A 16,885-nucleotide genomic window follows, 5' to 3' on the forward strand; every position below is an offset into this window, starting at 1 on the left:
CCTGCAACGAAGTGCTTGATGGGTATCAATACACAGAAATCATGCAGTCATCATGCTCCAATAATGAGAATGATTCTTGAGAGCGAGATGCCCCATGTGTCCCCTGTTCGAGCTGTCGCTGCAAACGCCCGCCCGCGTATTAAAACTACATACTCCTGCCGACCTCACCCAGCGCCTGTGTGCACTCGGTTTACGCCCGGGGCGGGAGGTCACGGTGTTGCGGCGGGGTTGGCTGGGCGGTCCGCTGCAACTACGCATAGGCAGCACTGAACTGATGTTGCGGCGTGAACATGCTCGCGCCATTGTTGTAGAAACCCTGCCCGTTCAGGAGGGTTGATCATGCACCGCATCGCGCTGGTGGGGATGCCCAATACAGGTAAATCCACGCTGTTTAACCGCATAACCGGCGGCAACGCCCGTGTTGCCAACTGGCCCGGGCTGACGGTCGAACTGGCCTCTCACCGCATTTTGCTGGGCGCCAGAATGGTGCAGATGGTCGATCTGCCCGGCATTTACGATCTATCTGGTGGCGCTGAAGACGAACAGATTGCCCAATCCTTCCTGGCCAGCACCCCGCTGACGGGCGTGATTGTCTTGCTCAATGCGACGCAACTTGATCGGCAGCTGGGCCTGGCACTGCAACTCAAAGCACTGGGCGCACCGATGATTGTGGCGCTGAATATGGCTGATGAAGCACGCAGCGCGGGCATCACCATCGATACGGCGGCGCTGGGTCAACAACTGGGCTGCCCGGTCTTGCTGATCTCGGCCAAGCGCGGCGATGGCATGGCAGAACTGAAACAGGCGCTTGGCCAATTGCCCGGCCAGGAAGTACAACTGGACTTCTCGCACCTTGCGCCGGCAGCCACATTTCATGACGAAGAAGCGCGACTGCATCACACGCATGTGAGCCGCCCGCCCACCATGCCCGCCAGCATCACCACCAGAATCGACCGCTGGATTTTGCATCCGGCGCTGGGCCTGCCGCTGTTTGTGCTGACCATGTTCTTGCTGTTCCAGCTCACCTTTGCCATCGGCACACCGTTGCAGGATGCCCTGGGTAGCGGACTGGACTGGATCAAATCCACCTGGCTGGAACCCTCGCTGGCTGGTGCGCCAGAGATTGTGCGTGGCGCCTTGCTGGATGGTCTGTATGACGGCGTCGGGACGGTGCTGACCTTTGCCCCGTTGATCTTCCTGTTCTTCTCTTTGATGGCAGTCATAGAAGACTCGGGCTACTTTGCCCGCGCCGCCTTCATGATGGATGGTTTGATGGCACGCCTTGGCCTGGATGGCCGTGGCTTTGTCATGTTGATGATGGGCTTTGGCTGCAACGTACCAGCACTGATGGGTACGCGGGTCATTCGTGATCCCAAAGCCCGCCGGCTGACCATGCTGACCATCCCGTTTGCGCTGTGCTCGGCCCGCCTGCAGATTTTCCTGTTCCTGTGCTCCGCCCTCTTCACGCCGGCTCAGGCGCCGTGGGTACTGCTGGGCTTGTATCTGGCCAGCATAGTCATCGCCCTTGGCACGGCCTGGCTGCTACGCCGCCGCTTTACTTCGTCCGAACCCTTTGCGCTGGAACTGCCCCCGTTCCGTTTACCCCTGTTCCGACAAATCCGTCTGCGTGGTTGGGGCGAAACCCGCTCGTTTCTGCGCATGGCGTCGACCATGATTGTCACCGGTGTGCTACTGGTCTGGTTCCTCACGCACTACCCGAACGAGCATCACAGCTATGCGGCCATGGTGGCGCAAGTGCTGGAGCCCGTGCTGACGCCAATCGGCATTCACTCCGAGATGTCGATTGCGTTGATCTTTGGTTTCGTCGCCAAAGAAGTGGTGCTGGGCGCCCTCTCCGTCATCACGGGCATGCAAGGCAACGCACTGTCTGCCCACCTGGCCAGCAGCATGGACCCGGTTTCGGCCATTTCTTTCATGCTATTCACCCTGATCTACGTGCCATGCGTGGCGACGATGGCGACCATGCATAAAGAATCGAAAAGCGTGTGGTTTACGGCGGGGTCTGTCGTGTGGTCGCTGGGCCTGGCGTGGGTGCTGTGTTTTGTGTTTTACCAAGGCACACGGCTGGTTAGCGGCTGGTTCTGACCAGCCCTGCCCGTAGCCCGGATGAAGGCCCACCGGGCCAGGAATCCGGGGTGGCGATGCGGGCGCAGGGTGGATTCGGAGCGTAGCGACAATCCACCACAAAGCGGGCGGATTGCTCCGCGACTCCTCCTTGCCCAGCCTAATCCGCGTCCCAGTCCCCAGGGCCGGGCAGTTTGTCCCACATCTGCAAGCGTTTGGTGTCAGCCAGCCGCATGGTGGGCTGGCTGAGTAGCCATTGCTCCAGCGCCATACGCCGGTAGGTCAGCTCTTCAATACTTATCGCAGCCAGGGCCCGCAGCAAGGCGGCATGCTCCAGCAGTATTTCACCCTCAAAAATGGATGCGGTGGCCAGATAAAGCTTGTCTTCAATCGCCACCACCCAGTACACGCTGTCGGTGTCCTCGACCAGTGCCAGCGTGCCACGCGGCATGGCGGCCAGTTCTGTCGCCACCAGTTGCCCCACCAGCTGCAGCCATTGCCAGGCGCTTTCGGTAGGGGTGTCGACGCCATACGGCGGAATGTCGGTATCAACTGGAAGCGTGCTGAATGGGGAGGAGGAAGGCATGGCAATCAAACAGTGGTTTCAGGGCGGATAAAAACAGGCGTGGCAAGCCGGTTCAACTGCTACCGCGCAGTTGCAATTCAAAACCCAGATCAAGCTGACGCTGTGCCGGTGCCGCGTGACCTTCCATCAAACTCAAGAGCAGTGTCGCCGCTTCAAAGCCGACGCGAAAGCGCGGGGTGCGCACGCTGGTTAGCGTCGGCATGGCCCAGGCCGCGCCTTCCAGGTCGTTAAACCCGGCCACGGCCAGTTGCTCTGGCACGTTGATACCGGTGCGATGACACCCCGTGAGCACGCCCAGCGCCAGATCGTCGTTACAACAAAACACGGCGTCGCAATCCGGATGCTCACGCCGCAACACCTCCAGCATTTCCACCCCCATGCCAATGCGGGACGGGCGCGGGTTGAGGTATTCCAGATCCGGCGAATAACAACCGGCCGCGTGTAGCGCTTTGCGGTAGCCATCCAGACGTTGCATTACCCGGGGGTCCAGCCGCGCGCCAAAGAAAGCAATGCGCCGATAACCTTGCGCCAGCAAATGATGGGTGATTTGCCGTCCGGCCTCTTCTTGCGAAAACCCGACGCACAAACACTCATTGCTGGGATCGAGTTCCATCATGTGCACTGCCGGAATACCCAGTTTTGCCAGGCGCTGGCGCATTTCCGGGCGCTGGCGTGTGCCGGTCAACAACACGCCATCCGGCGCATGTGACAGATATGCCCGCAACAGACGTTCTTCTTTCTCATCGTCATACGCGGTATTGCCGATAAGAATCTGATAACCCTTGGCATCAAGCACTTCATTGATACCGGCCAGCGTATCGATAAATACCGTATTGGAGAGCGACGGAATCAGCACCGCCACGGTGTGCGAGCGCGAGGACACCAGCGTGCGGGCGGAGCGATTGGGTACGTAGCCCAGTTCATCCACCGCGGCCAGGATTTGGGTGCGCAGTTTTTCCGACACCAGGTCGGGCGAATTGAGTGCGCGCGAAACCGTGATCGCACTGACCCCGACCTTGCCCGCTACATCGTGCAGGGTGGCAGCGCGAGACGCATTCTGGTTGGCTTTACGCGGCATGAGGGTTTGGTTTGCTCACGGTAACAAAATCGAAACGGAAGTCAGGATACCGGATTTTCCTGACACACCGGGCGCCCCGACAGATCACCAGGGTATTCATTTATTGTTAGTTGCTCTACTGTTAACGTTAACATTGCCATCAATGTAGTCGACAAAATCCGACAACATTTCAGCGCCAATGACACGCACACGACCAGCGGACTGCGCACTCTCGCCTTGCAGGCAAATGAATATGGAGATCGATCATGCTACGACTGACCCTGTGCGCCACGGCGCTGCTCGGGCTGACTGCCACCGCACACGCGGCTGAAGTAGAAGTGCTGCATTACTGGACCAGCGGCGGCGAAGCCAAGGCGGCCGGCGAACTCAAAACCATGCTGGAAGCCAAGGGCGACAAGTGGAAAGACTTCGCCGTGGCGGGTGGTGCCGGTGAAAACGCCATGACCGCACTCAAGACCCGCGTGGTCTCTGGCAACCCACCCGCCGCCGCCCAACTGAAAGGCCCGGCCATTCAGGAATGGGGCAATCAGGGTGTGTTGGTCTCGATTGATGACGTCGCCAAAGCAGAGGGCTGGGACAAACTGCTGCCCCCCGTGGTCGCCAACGTCATGAAGTACAAAGGTCAGTACGTCGCCGCGCCGGTGAACGTGCATCGCGTGAACTGGCTGTGGATCAACGCCGATCTCCTGAAAAAAGCCAACGCCAAAGCCCCGACCACCTGGGATGAGTTCTTCAAGACCGCCGATGCCATGCAAAAGGCCGGCATCCTGCCCGTTGCCATTGGCGGCCAGTCCTGGCAAGAAGCAGAACTGCTGGAAAGCGTGGCACTGGGCGTAGGCGGTGCCAACTTCTACAAGAAAGCATTCGTCCAGCTTGATCAGACTGCGCTCAAAAGCCCGACCATGATCAAGGTGCTGGAAACCTACAAACGCATCAAACCGTATACCGACAAGGCTGCCAACGGCCGTGACTGGAACCTGGCTACGGCCATGGTGATCAACGGCAAGGCCGGCATGCAGTTTATGGGCGATTGGGCCAAGGGTGAGTTTGCGGTTGCCGGCAAGCAGGCTGGCAAAGACTTTCTGTGTGTCGCCGCACCAGGTAGCGCGGACGCATATACCTTCAACGTTGACTCTTTTGCCTTCTTCAAGCTGAAAGACAAAGACGCCGAGAAAGGCCAGCGGGACCTGGCACAATTGCTGATGAGTACCCAGTTCCAGGAAGTGTTCAACCTGTACAAGGGTTCGATTCCAGCGCGCCAGGGTATGGATCTCTCCAAGTTTGACGACTGCGCCAAAAAGTCTTCCGCCGATTTCAAAAATGCCGCCGCCAAAGGCACGCTGGTACCGTCCTGGGCGCATGACATGGCTATTCCGCCCGCAGCCGAAGGCGCCATTTATGACGTCGCCGCGCAGTTCTGGAACGACGACGGCATGACCGCCCAGACCGCAGCGCAGAAAATTGCGGCTGCGGCGCGCGCACAGTAAACAACGTTCTTCTCTCCGAAGGCGACGCAGCCTCCATCGCTCTTTATGGCGGGTGGGGGCTGTGTTTTTTGGGGGTGTTTGCGGTTTACGCCTATGTGGCTCTTGCCAGCAAAGGCCACCTGCGGTGGCCTGACTGGATTCCGGCTCAAGGCCGGAATGACGAAGTGGTGGGCAGGGTGGACTATACTTGCGGCCAGACGGTTTGCTGGGTCTGGCTCGCTTTGGCTTTTGATGTTGATGTTGATGTTGATGTTGATGTTGATTTTCCTCCCCTCCGGCAGCGCCGAGCATCGCAGCGGGGTCCGGGGTTTCGGCGAGGGGTGTCTGAGCCCAAAGGGCGAGTTCCTGCCCCTTGGGGGTACCCCCACAAAGTCGATCATCCCATCGGATGACAGTGGCAGCGGGGCTGGAGCCAGCCGGACTTTGCGAGAAGCGCAGGGAACCCGCAGGGCGCTGTCGTAGGGGTCGCCTTTCTTTGGTTACTTTCTTTGGGGCCGCCGGTATCAAAAATGCATTTAAAAGCCCGCGCCGCAAGGCGCTAACAATCCCGCAACAATATTAACCAGACCAGCCACCCCGGATTCACGGCCTACAGGCCTCCATCCGGGCTACAAAATCATCCGGCCCAGCAAAGGGCTTCCCAAACCACAACACCCCGCGCACCAGATGCCCCCCAACAACACCAACCCCTTGATCCCGCAGCCATTCGGCATTCCTCTCAGGCAAGCTGACAACAATCACGGTATAATCGACTGTTTTGAATTTCCCCCGCAGCGATGAACCTGCTCGTACTCGGCGTCAATCACGAAACCGCTCCGTTATCGGTGCGGGAGCGGCTTGCGTTTTCGCCGACCGAACTGCAGACATTGTTGCCTGGTCTGGTGGCGCAACCTGGCGTTACCGAAGCGGCCATCATCTCCACCTGTAATCGCACAGAACTCTATTGCAACGCCCGTGATCCGCATGCGTTGCTGGAGTGGTATGCCGCCAGCCGTGGTCGCAAGGCAGAAGACCTTAACCATTATTTGTACGTCCATGCCGGGCCGGATGCCGCCAAGCACACCTTCCGCGTCGCCGCCGGGCTTGATTCCATGGTGCTGGGCGAGACCCAGATTCTGGGCCAGCTGAAAGATGCCGAGCGCCAGGCGCGTGAATCGGGCAGCCTGGGCGTGTTGCTCAATGGTTTGTTCCAGCGCGCCTTCCAGGTAGCCAAAGACGTGCGCACGCAAACGCGCATTGGTTCGGCGTCGGTCTCTATGGCGGCGGCCGGTGTCAAACTGGCCGAGCGCATTTTCCCGTCCGTGTCCGAATGCAATGTGCTGTTTGTGGGCGCGGGCGAAATGATTGAACTGTGCGCCACGTACTTCTGTGCGGAAAAACCCAAAAAGATGGCGGTGGCCAACCGCACGCTGGCGCGCGGCGAATTGCTGGCGCAACAGCATGGCGGCGAAGCCATCTTGCTGACCGACATTGCCGACCGTTTGCATGAGTTCGATATTGTAGTCAGCTCCACCGCCTCGCCCTTGCCGGTGATTGGCAAAGGCATGATCGAGCGTGCGCTCAAGCAGCGCAAACGCCGCCCCATTTTCATTGTCGATCTGGCCGTCCCGCGTGATGTCGAACCAGAAGCCGCAGAATTGGCTGACGTCTATCTCTACACCGTGGATGATCTGTCAGAAGTTGTGCGCCAGGGTGTGAGTGCCCGCCAGGGAGAAGTGGTGGCCGCAGAAGCGCTGATCTCTGATCATGTCAGCGAATTCAATCACTGGCTGGCCAGCCGGGAACTCGTCCCGACCATCCGCGACCTGCGTGATCATGCCGACCGTGCGGCACGCGCTGAACTCGCCAAAGCCAAAAAGCGTCTGGCGGCCGGAGACGATCCGGCAGAAGTACTGGAAAAGCTCACTCTTCAGCTTTCCGCCAAGTTTCTGCATGCCCCGCTGGCGTCGCTCAATGCCGCAGACGGTGACGATCAGACCGCACTCGTGACCGCCGCACGCCGCCTCTTCCGCCTCCACGACGAGGAATAGCTGATGTCCCTGTTCCAGACCGCCCGCTGGTCACGCCAGCTTGATATGGGCGCGTTTGAGGTCGACACCGACCCTGCGCGCCTGCCCATCGATACCGCCTATGACTTTATCGGCCGCCGCTCTTATTGGGGCAAAGGCATGCCGGAGGCGGTGTTTCGTCGCTCGGTGGCCGGTGCCTTGTGTTTTGGCGTCTATCACGGCGCAGCGCTGGTGGGCTTTGCCCGGGTGATTACGGATGGCGCCACCATTGCCTATCTGGGCGATGTCTTTATCGACGAAGCCTATCGCGGGCGGGGTTTGTCCAAATGGTTGCTGGAATGCATCCACAGCCATCCGGACCTGACCGGCCTGCGTCGCTGGATGCTTTTCACCGCCGACGCGCATGGGCTGTACAAACAATTCGGCTGGACCGAAGCCGCGCGTCCCGAACGCTATATGGAACGCCTTAACCAGGACGTCTACGTACAACAACAATGAAACCATCGATTCTGGCCCGTCTGGCCCAACTTGCCGATCGCCTTGAAGAAGTGAGCGCCCTGCTCGCCTCTGAAGGCGCTACCAACGATATGAACCAGTATCGCAAGCTCACCCGTGAGCACGCCGAACTGGAACCCGTGGTGGCGCTGTACAAGGATTATCGGCAGGCCGAGGCCGACATCGCCACCGCGCAAGAAATGCTATCCGACCCGGACATGAAAGAACTGGCCGAGGAAGAACTGGCCGACGGCAAGGCGCGCATTGAGGCGCTGGAACTGGACTTGCAAAAAGCGTTGCTGCCCAAAGACCCCAACGACGAGCGCAATATCTTCCTCGAAATCCGTGCCGGCACCGGTGGTGATGAATCCGCGCTATTTGCCGCCGACCTCTTTCGTATGTACAGCCGCTATGCCGAGCGTAACCGCTGGCAAGTGGAAATCATGTCGGCCAACGAATCCGATCTGGGCGGCTTCAAGGAAGTGATTGCCCGCATCGTCGGCTTTGGCGCGTATTCCCGGCTGAAATTTGAAAGCGGTGGTCACCGGGTACAGCGCGTGCCCGCCACTGAAACGCAGGGCCGGATCCACACCTCCGCCTGCACCGTCGCCGTCATGCCAGAAGCGGATGAAGCCGAAGAGATCAACATTAATCCGGCCGATCTGCGCATCGATACCTTCCGCGCCTCTGGCGCTGGCGGGCAGCACATCAACAAGACCGACTCTGCCGTGCGCGTCACGCACATTCCAAGCGGGATTGTGGTGGAGTGTCAGGACGATCGTAGCCAGCACAAGAACAAGGCCCGTGCCCTGGCCGTACTGGCGGCGCGCATCAAGGACGTACAAGACCGGGAGCGCCATGCCAAAGAAGCGGCGACCCGCAAGAGCCTGATTGGCAGTGGCGACCGCAGTGAGCGCATCCGCACTTACAACTATCCGCAAGGACGCATGACCGATCACCGCATCAACCTGACGCTGTACAAGCTGGACGCGATCATGGACGGTGATCTGGAAGAACTGACCCAGTCGCTGGTAAATGAACAGCAGGCCGAACTGCTGGCGCAACTGGGCGACTGACCTGACACAAAACAACAAAAAGCGGCCTTTCTGGCCGCTTTTTGTTGTCGGTCGCTCTCGCCATAAGGCTATTCAAACCAGTCCGGATAGCGCTCCGAAACCGCAATCAAGGTCAGGGTCAGTTCTTGCAAATGACTGTGAATGGCATTGACCGCAGCATCTTCATCATGCCGGGTCAATGCAGCATAAATCTGTTGATGCTGTGCCAGCAGGTCACCAAGCGGTGAGATCTGCCCCAGCGTGAGATATCGCACCCGATCCATATGCGCCTTCAGATTCTCAATGCTATCCCACGCGCTGGTGCAGTCGATGCTGCTGGCCAGTTGGGCATGAAAGGCATCGTCCAGAACCAGAAATCCGGCCATATCGGCCTGAGCGCAAGCCAGGGACTGCTGTTCAAGATTCTGCGCCAGTTGCATCAACGTAGCCTGATCCACAATTTGTGCGGCACGTCGTACCACCGCGGTTTCTATCGCTTCGCGGATAAAGCGCGCGTCCTGCACTTGCTTGATGGAGATTTTCTGCACGTTAGTGCCACGCTGCGGCAGCACTTTATCTTTGATCTGATCGGCGCGGCGTGTTTGTGGCTGATTGTGCGCGAACAGGTGCTGCCGGTGCCAGCCCTGCCCACCGCCGTATAGTACGAACGCGCCAGGGGCATTGCGACCAGCATTGCCCTTTCCAGTCTGCGCAAGCACTCCGACAGACAGGGCTAAACACATGATCAGACAGACAAACCCAGGCAAGCCGCATGCTGTTTTGGTATATAATCGCGTGCTTTCCAGAAAGGGTTGTTATGCACGTTTTTTATGAAGAGGACGGCGGCTTCAAAGTCGCGACGGTCAAAGAATCGCAACCCGCCAGCCTGATGGTTGAAGACGTGCGTGGCAAGCGCAGCAAGGTCAAGAACAGCAATGTGCTGCTCAAGTTTGAGCGGCCGGGCCTTGATGAAATCCTGTCGCAGGCTGAAGCGCTGGCCACCGAGATTGATCTGGACCTCTTGTGGGAAACGTGCGGCGAGCACGAATTTGGCTTTGAAGAACTGGCCGCTGAATACTTTGGCGCCAACCCCAATGCCGCCTCGCAGATTGCGGTGGTGCTGCGCCTGTCTGCCGCGCCCATGTATTTCTACAAAAAGGGCAAAGGCCGCTACAAGGCCGCCCCGGAAGAGAACCTGAAAGCCGCACTGGCCGGGCTGGAGCGCAAACAGCGCGAAGCCGAGCAAATGGCCGTCTGGCAGGCTGAACTGACTGCCGGCAAGCTGCCCGAAGCATTCGCCCCCATCCTCAACCGGCTGTTGCACCGCCCCGACAAGAACAGCATTGAATACAAGGCGTTGGCACAAGCTGCCGACGCTGCACATACCAATCCCACGCGCCTCTTGCAAAGCGTGGGCGCCATTCCGGATGTCGCGGATTATTTCCTCCAAGGCTTCTTGCTGGAAACCTTCCCCAAGGGCCGCGACGCCGTGGTCGAACAGACCATCACCCTGCCGGACAACCTGCCCGTCGCCAAGGTGCAAGCGTTCTCGATCGATGACGTGACCACCACTGAAATCGATGATGCCTTGAGCCTGGTGAAATTGCCCAACGGCAACTGGCAGGTGGGCATCCACATTGCTGCGCCGGCATTGGGGATTGAGCCAGGTACGGAACTGGACAAACTGGTATTTGACCGCCTTTCCACCGTGTATTTTCCGGGCGACAAGATCACCATGCTGCCGGATTCGGCGGTACAGGCCTTCACGCTGCTGGAAGGCGCCGCGCGCCCGGCTGTGTCGATGTATCTGGAAGTCTCGCCCGGCTTTGACATCCTTAACCACCGTAACGTCGTTGAGCTGGTGCCCATTGCCGCCAACCTGCGCCATGACCAGATCGAAGCCCTCTTCAACGAGTTGACCGCCGGCAAGGAAGACGGCCCGGATTTCCCGTGGAAATCCGAGCTGACCACCTTGTGGCGCTTTGCCGGCAACCTGGAAGGCCGCCGTGGCCGCGCGGACGACCCCAACGCGCCAGTGCGTATTGATTACAGCTTCTATGTCGACACGCTGGAAAACGGCGAGAAGCGCGTGCGCATTCTGCCGCGCAAACGCGGCTCTCCCATGGACAAGCTGGTCGCAGAAATGATGATTCTGGTGAACAGTCAGTGGGGCAAGGATTTGAAAGATGCCGAGGTCGCCGGCATCTATAGAGTGCAGAACAACGGACGCGTGCGCATGACCACGCAGCCGGGCCCGCATATTGGCCTGGGTGTGGAGTTCTACGCCTGGTCGTCTTCGCCGCTGCGCCGCGCGGTGGACTTTGTAAACCAGCAGCAGATCATTGCCATGGTGAGCGGGGTGAAACCACGCTTTCAGAAAAACGATGCCGAACTCTTTGGCGCGATTGGCGCGTTCGACACCGCTTACGCAGCGTACGCAGACTTCCAGGACAAGATGGAACGCTACTGGTGTCTGCGTTACATGGAACAGGAAAACATGCGCGAGTTCTCAGGTTCAGTGATCAAAGAGAACCTGGTGCGTGTGGATGGCATGCCGCTGGTAATGCGTGTGCCAGGATTGCCGGAATTACCGGCCGGTTCAACTGTCGTACTGCAACGGCTGAAAACGGACTGGCTGGAATTGAATCTCGATTGCCGACTGGCAACGATGTAAGGAGCACCCTGCAAAATCCCGCCAGCAGCGTTGCGCTCGCTTGCCGTACCAATCGTACTGTCAGCGCTCACGCGCCTTGCTGGCAGCATTTTGCCGGGCACTCGCCCTGTTGAATCAGGAACACATTTATATGCAGCAGAAACGCCCACTCAACTACTACCTGCCGATGCGCTTTGCCAATGGCGAGCAAATCCGTCAGTTCTCCAAGCCATGCGTGCGGTGTGGCCACATGCTGGGCGCCAAAGACATGCTGGGCATTGCACGCCTGCTCGATGACAGCCTTGCCATCGCGGCCAAAGCCCAATGCCCCAAGTGTGGCGAACAGTTTGGTGTGGCTTGCCGCGTGGACAATCACAAACGGGTGACCCGCGTGATCATGCCAGCACTGCTGTTTGGCTGGTTCCTGCGCAACCTGCCCGTGCAACCGCGCGAGCGCGAAGCGGAAATCGCCCGTGCGGCAGCCTTGCTGGCCCAGGCCAACGACCCGGTAGCCGCTGCCGCACCTGCACCAGCCACACCGCGTGAAGTGATCCGTGCGGACGAAAGTGTAGGCAGTTTCCAGGGCAAGGTCATCCCCGCCTGGGTCAAGGTAGACGGTCAGCAAATGGCGTTCGACCGGGTGCTCTTGAATGCCCGCCCTGGCCTTGGCGAATTCTTGCTGGATGAATGCCTGGTGTACCGCGCCTGATCAATGACAATGGCTTTAAACAGCCAGATCGTTGAAAGTGCCACTACAAATGAGATTTATGCGATTTATAATCGCCCCCTTACAAGTGATGTCGGAGCTTTACCATGAACCGCAGCATGCTCAAATCCAAGATCCATCGTGTCACGGCCACCCATGCCGAACTGCACTACGAAGGTTCTTGTGCCATCGATGAAGATCTCCTCGAGGCAGCGAACATCCGCGAATTTGAAGAAGTCACCATCTGGAACATCAACAACGGTGCACGCTTCTCCACCTACGCCATCAAGGGCGCACGTGGCTCTGGCATTATCTCGTTGAACGGCTCTGCCGCCCGCCAGGCGCAAGTGGGTGATCTGTTGATCATTGCCACCTTTGCCCAGTACAACGAGACCGAACTGGCCAGCCACCACCCGGCGCTGGTGTTCGTGGACGCGCAAAACAAGATCAAAGAGATCAAGCACGGCATTCCGACGCAGAACTAAGCCGGCTCACCGTGCCCGCAACCAGGCCCCGCTCATGCGGGGCTTTTGTTTTGCGCCAGAACCAGAATGAATGTCGTACCATTTGCCTCTTTGATCCGGAGTAACCCCATGTCCGCCTCCCAGGTGCGCGATTATTTATTGTCGCTGCAGCAAAACATTGTCGCTACGCTGGAAAACCTGGATGGGCACACCTTTCAGCACGACCAGTGGGAACGGGCAGAGGGTGGCGGCGGCATATCCCGGCTGGTCGAAGACGGCGGTTTGATTGAGCGCGGCGGAGTCAATTTCTCGCATGTCAAAGGCAAGACCTTGCCACCGTCCGCCACGGCGCACCGCCCAGAACTGGCCGGCCGCGCATGGGAAGCGATGGGCGTGTCACTGGTCATTCACCCCCGCAATCCCTACGTGCCGACCGTGCACATGAACGTGCGCATGTTCCGCGCCTACGCAGAAGGCCATGAAGACGTCGTGTGGTTTGGCGGCGGCATGGATCTGACGCCCTACTACGGCTTTGAAGAAGACGCCCACCACTTTCACACCACCTGCCGCGACGCCATCGCCCCGTTTGGCGAGCAGTACTACCCCAAGTACAAGGCGTGGTGCGATACGTATTTCTTCCTCAAGCACCGCAACGAACCCCGTGGTATTGGCGGCATTTTCTTTGATGACTTGTCCGAACTGGGCTTTGAAGGCGGATTTGCCTTTATCCGCGCAGTAGGGGACGCGTTCCTGCAAGCGTATGTCCCCATTGTCGAGCGCCGCCGCGAGTACCCGTTTGGCGAGCGTGAACGGGACTGGCAAGCCTACCGGCGCGGCCGCTATGTCGAGTTCAATCTGGTCTGGGATCGCGGCACGCTGTTTGGCTTGCAGTCCGGCGGGCGAACCGAATCCATTCTGATGTCGATGCCACCGATTGTGAAATGGCGGTATGACTGGCACCCGCCGCAGGGGTCGGCGGAAGCGCGGTTGTTGAGTGATTTTCTGGTGGGGAAAGACTGGATCGGGTGAGGGGGCCTTTGCCGGTTTACCGGCAAGAAACCAACTGCTTGTTAGCGCCTTCGGCGCGGGGTTGAAAGGCATTTGATACACGGGGTGCCGGGCCCACCCTACTTTCTTAGCTTCGCCACCTCGGCGGCCCCAAAGAAAGCATCCGTAGCCCGGATGGAGCCGGAGGCGGGAATCCGGGGTGGCGGACCTGATTAATATTGTTGTCGGGTGTTAGCGCCTTCGGCGCAGGTGTGAAAAGCATTTTGATACCGGCGGTGGCCGAAGCACGTCACTTTCTTTGGGGCTTGGCTTTGACGGGGGAAGAAAGTCAAAAGCAACTTCAACACCAACGGCAACGGCAACGGCAACGGCAACAGCCAATTCAACCCGCATTCCACTGACTCGTCATTCCGGTCCTCGGCGGCCCCCTTGCGCCGGAATCCAGCTGCGAAGCCTGCATACCCCTTGGGTGAATCCGGAATGGTGGTAATCGTCCACCGCAGGCAGCCCGTTGGGCTGCGGACTGGATTCCCGCTTCCGCGGGAATGACGAGGTGGTGGGCGAGGTAAAGCATTCTTGTGGGCAGATGGTTTGCGGGGTTGGGGTTGGGGTTGCTTTGGCTTTGCCTTTGGCTTTGCCTTTGGCTTTGCCTTTGGCTTTGCCTTTGGCTTTGGCTTTGGCTTTGGCTTTGCCTTTGGCTTTGGTTTTGGCTGTTGCCGTTGCCGTTGCCGTTGCCGTTGCCGTTGCTTTTGACCTGCCTCCCCTCCGGCAGCGCCGAGCATCGCAGTGAGGGCCGGGGTTTCGGCGTAAGGGTGTTTGAGGGCTTTAGCCCGAGTTCCCTGGAGCCAGCCGGCACTCACGAGAAGCACAGGGAACCCGCAGGGCGCTGTCGCAGGGGTCGCCTTTTCTTTGGTGCCTTTCTTTTGGCGACCCAAAAGAAAGGCACTTGCTGTCGGGCAACCCCCGACATCCAAAACACAGCGCCGTCAGGCGCTAACAGCGGTTTGGGTTTCACAATCACGCCTCCCCCAACCCCGCCCCCAAAAAAACAAAAAAGCCATCTCAACGACGGCTTTTTTGTTCACACCCCACCAACAATCACTTCCGGCTGATCGCGCGCCAGCCAATATCCGTCCGATGCTGCTCGCCATCAAAATGCACGCCAGACAGCAATTCATACGCCCGCTTCTGCGCCGCCTTGTAGGTCTCGCCAAAGGCGGTGACACACAACACGCGGCCGCCACTGGTGACCGGCTGACCAGCTTCATTGAGCCTGGTGCCGGCATGGAACACATGGCCGTCTTCCACATCCGGCGTGGCGCCAGAGATCACATCACCCACGCGCGGGGTTTCCGGGTAATTGGCCGCAGCCATCACCACCCCCAGCGCCACGCGGCGATCCCACTCGGCCTCAACCTTGTCGAGCGAGCCCTCTACGGCATGCTCAACCAGGCTCACAAGGTCGCTCTTCAAACGCAGCATGATGGGCTGGGTTTCCGGATCGCCCATGCGGCAGTTGAATTCCAGCGTCTTGATCTGGCCTTCCGGGCTGATCATCAGGCCGGCGTACAGAAAGCCGGTGTAAATGATGCCGTCACGCGCCATACCTTGTACGGTCGGCAGAATGACTTCACGCATGGCCCTGGCATGGATTTCCGGCGTGACCACCGGGGCCGGGCTGTAGGCGCCCATGCCGCCAGTATTGGGGCCTTCGTCATGGTCTTTCAGGCGCTTGTGATCCTGGCTGGATGCCAGCGCCAGCACGTTCTTGCCATCAACCATAACGATGAAGCTGGCTTCTTCGCCGGTCAGGAACTCTTCGATCACGACCCGGGCGCCTGCGTCGCCCAGCTTGTTGTCAGACAACATGCTGTCGACAGCGTCATGCGCTTCTTGCAAGGACATGGCCACCACCACGCCCTTGCCGGCCGCCAGGCCGTCGGCCTTGATGACAATGGGCGCGCCCTTGGCATCGATATAGGCGTGGGCCTTGGCGGCATCAGAGAAGGTCTCGTAATCGGCAGTCGGAATGCCGTGGCGCTTCATGAAGGCCTTGGCAAAATCCTTGGAGCTTTCCAGTTGCGCGGCCGCTTTGGTCGGACCAAAGATTTTCAGACCGGCCTTGCGAAATGCATCCACCACGCCCTTGGACAGCGGTGCTTCCGGGCCAACGACGGTCAGCTGGATCTGCTCACGCTGGGCAAACGCCACCAGCACGTCGATATCGGTGATCGGCACGTTGGTCAGATTGGGTTCCAGCGCGGTTCCCGCGTTGCCCGGCGCCACAAATACTTTGCCCACGCGGGGCGATTGCGACAATTTCCAGGCCAGCGCGTGTTCACGTCCGCCGTTGCCGATGACAAGCACATTCATGTGTATATCCTGATTATTCGAATTGGTAGCGGCTGAAGAAGAATGCCACGTCACCGTTATTCACGCCGCCAAGGCTGGGAATCCACGTCCCCATGATCGAAAACTGGCCATAGCGGATGGCCGCCACCGGCAAGACGATCGGGAACGGAATGCCGCCAAAAATATCCCGGCGTGAGGTCAGACCTGCGGTGTAACCCGCGCCCACCGACAAACCACCCAGCACCGGGTTGGTAAACCACAACCCGGCGTAACCCACCATCAACTCCGGATTTTTGTGGGAGTCGGAAAACGCCATACCCAGCACCAGGTCTTCGTTGCCATTTTCATCAATGACGTGCCGACCGTAACCACCACCCCAGCCCCATTTGTTCAATGCTTCGAGTTTTTCGTCGGTGTATTTGTGCGGGTCATGCCAGGTGTAGCCAGAAACATAAATATCTGACTTGCCGTTCTGATACACGTCGGAAACGTGCGCACAGGCCTGGTCTAGCCAGCTTCCCATGCCAGTGCAGTCAATGGCCGACGCCAACGGCGCAGCAAGGCTCAAGATCAAGGCAGCAAGTGTTTTTTTCATGAGAGACAGTATTTCTTTTGATGGTTTGAAGCAGTACGGATCAGGCTGACAGCAAGCCAGCCGGCACAATCCGTATATCCTGGTTGCGGCGCAGCATGAACGGCAATGCCCGCATTTTACAGAGTGTGGCGTACAAGCCAAGCTGCACGGTCAACTTCCAGCAGCCAGAAAATGCTGAAAAAACCGCAAGCTAGCCAGTTGGTCTGACGCCGCCACGATCAATAACGCAAAAGTACGAACCAGGTTGAACCGGTGGTCACGCCGCAGCAGTGTCGCCTGGCAGCATGACAACCAGATATGAAGCAGAATCGG

16 protein-coding genes are annotated in these 16,885 nt (G+C 58.9%); 11 read left to right on the forward strand and 5 right to left on the reverse strand.

The genetic code is table 11. The features are described from left to right. The first annotated feature begins 94 nt into the window (after positions 1-94). Positions 95-337, forward strand: a complete 243-nt coding sequence (locus HNQ50_RS10205) for a FeoA family protein (RefSeq protein WP_184100290.1) — start codon at positions 95-97, stop codon at positions 335-337. Between the two features lie 2 nt (positions 338-339). After that, on the forward strand, positions 340-2,106 hold the full coding sequence (feoB, locus tag HNQ50_RS10210; RefSeq protein ID WP_184100292.1) for a ferrous iron transport protein B: 1,767 nt from the start codon (positions 340-342) through the stop codon (positions 2,104-2,106). Between the two features lie 139 nt (positions 2,107-2,245). Here feoB and HNQ50_RS10215 read toward each other — a convergent pair whose 3' ends face one another. Further along, positions 2,246-2,671, reverse strand: a complete 426-nt coding sequence (locus HNQ50_RS10215) for a hypothetical protein (protein WP_184100294.1) — start codon at positions 2,669-2,671, stop codon at positions 2,246-2,248. Positions 2,672-2,723: 52 nt separating this feature from the next. Further along, positions 2,724-3,749: an HTH-type transcriptional regulator GntR gene (gene gntR, locus HNQ50_RS10220; RefSeq protein WP_184100296.1), complete on the reverse strand. Its 1,026-nt coding sequence runs from the start codon at positions 3,747-3,749 to the stop codon at positions 2,724-2,726. A gap of 245 nt (positions 3,750-3,994) precedes the next feature. Between gntR and HNQ50_RS10225 the strand changes: the two genes are divergently transcribed. The 4 genes from HNQ50_RS10225 (at position 3,995) to prfA (ending at position 8,816) form a co-directional block, all read left to right on the forward strand. Then, the gene (locus HNQ50_RS10225) at positions 3,995-5,236 is read left to right on the forward strand and encodes an ABC transporter substrate-binding protein (protein ID WP_184100298.1); all 1,242 of its coding nucleotides are present in this window, start codon (positions 3,995-3,997) and stop codon (positions 5,234-5,236) included. A 776-nt stretch (positions 5,237-6,012) separates the two neighbouring features. Further along, positions 6,013-7,266 (forward strand): glutamyl-tRNA reductase, encoded by a 1,254-nt coding sequence (hemA, locus tag HNQ50_RS10230; RefSeq protein ID WP_184100300.1) that lies wholly within the window; start codon positions 6,013-6,015, stop codon positions 7,264-7,266. Between the two features lie 3 nt (positions 7,267-7,269). Beyond that, the gene (locus HNQ50_RS10235) at positions 7,270-7,743 is read left to right on the forward strand and encodes a GNAT family N-acetyltransferase (RefSeq protein ID WP_246428674.1); all 474 of its coding nucleotides are present in this window, start codon (positions 7,270-7,272) and stop codon (positions 7,741-7,743) included. After that, positions 7,740-8,816 carry a peptide chain release factor 1 gene (gene prfA, locus HNQ50_RS10240; protein WP_184100302.1) on the forward strand — a complete coding sequence of 359 codons (1,077 nt, stop codon included), beginning with the start codon at positions 7,740-7,742 and terminating at the stop codon, positions 8,814-8,816. The genes HNQ50_RS10235 and prfA overlap by 4 nt, the downstream gene beginning before the upstream one ends. A gap of 68 nt (positions 8,817-8,884) precedes the next feature. Here the strand turns inward: prfA and HNQ50_RS10245 are convergent, their stop codons facing one another. Further along, positions 8,885-9,343, reverse strand: a complete 459-nt coding sequence (locus HNQ50_RS10245) for a GntR family transcriptional regulator (RefSeq protein WP_184100304.1) — start codon at positions 9,341-9,343, stop codon at positions 8,885-8,887. Positions 9,344-9,612: 269 nt separating this feature from the next. Between HNQ50_RS10245 and HNQ50_RS10250 the strand changes: the two genes are divergently transcribed. The 5 genes from HNQ50_RS10250 (at position 9,613) to HNQ50_RS10270 (ending at position 14,416) form a co-directional block, all read left to right on the forward strand. Next, positions 9,613-11,469: a ribonuclease catalytic domain-containing protein gene (locus tag HNQ50_RS10250; protein WP_184100306.1), complete on the forward strand. Its 1,857-nt coding sequence runs from the start codon at positions 9,613-9,615 to the stop codon at positions 11,467-11,469. 130 nt (positions 11,470-11,599) lie between these two features. Beyond that, positions 11,600-12,157 (forward strand): hypothetical protein, encoded by a 558-nt coding sequence (locus HNQ50_RS10255; RefSeq protein ID WP_184100309.1) that lies wholly within the window; start codon positions 11,600-11,602, stop codon positions 12,155-12,157. A gap of 104 nt (positions 12,158-12,261) precedes the next feature. Next, complete coding sequence (panD, locus tag HNQ50_RS10260) at positions 12,262-12,639, forward strand: aspartate 1-decarboxylase (RefSeq protein ID WP_184100318.1); 378 nt, start codon at positions 12,262-12,264, stop codon at positions 12,637-12,639. 108 nt (positions 12,640-12,747) lie between these two features. Continuing rightward, positions 12,748-13,647 carry an oxygen-dependent coproporphyrinogen oxidase gene (hemF, locus tag HNQ50_RS10265; RefSeq protein WP_184100320.1) on the forward strand — a complete coding sequence of 300 codons (900 nt, stop codon included), beginning with the start codon at positions 12,748-12,750 and terminating at the stop codon, positions 13,645-13,647. 490 nt (positions 13,648-14,137) lie between these two features. Further along, positions 14,138-14,416 carry a hypothetical protein gene (locus HNQ50_RS10270; protein ID WP_184100322.1) on the forward strand — a complete coding sequence of 93 codons (279 nt, stop codon included), beginning with the start codon at positions 14,138-14,140 and terminating at the stop codon, positions 14,414-14,416. Positions 14,417-14,724: 308 nt separating this feature from the next. Here the strand turns inward: HNQ50_RS10270 and purD are convergent, their stop codons facing one another. Next, positions 14,725-15,999 (reverse strand): phosphoribosylamine--glycine ligase, encoded by a 1,275-nt coding sequence (gene purD, locus HNQ50_RS10275; RefSeq protein ID WP_184100324.1) that lies wholly within the window; start codon positions 15,997-15,999, stop codon positions 14,725-14,727. Positions 16,000-16,012: 13 nt separating this feature from the next. Further along, a complete protein-coding gene (locus HNQ50_RS10280; protein WP_184100326.1) occupies positions 16,013-16,573 on the reverse strand; it encodes a hypothetical protein in 561 nt (186 codons plus the stop codon). Between the last annotated feature and the right edge of the window lie 312 nt (positions 16,574-16,885).

The organism is Silvimonas terrae (assembly GCF_014202765.1).
Lineage (GTDB): Bacteria > Pseudomonadota > Gammaproteobacteria > Burkholderiales > Chitinibacteraceae > Silvimonas > Silvimonas terrae.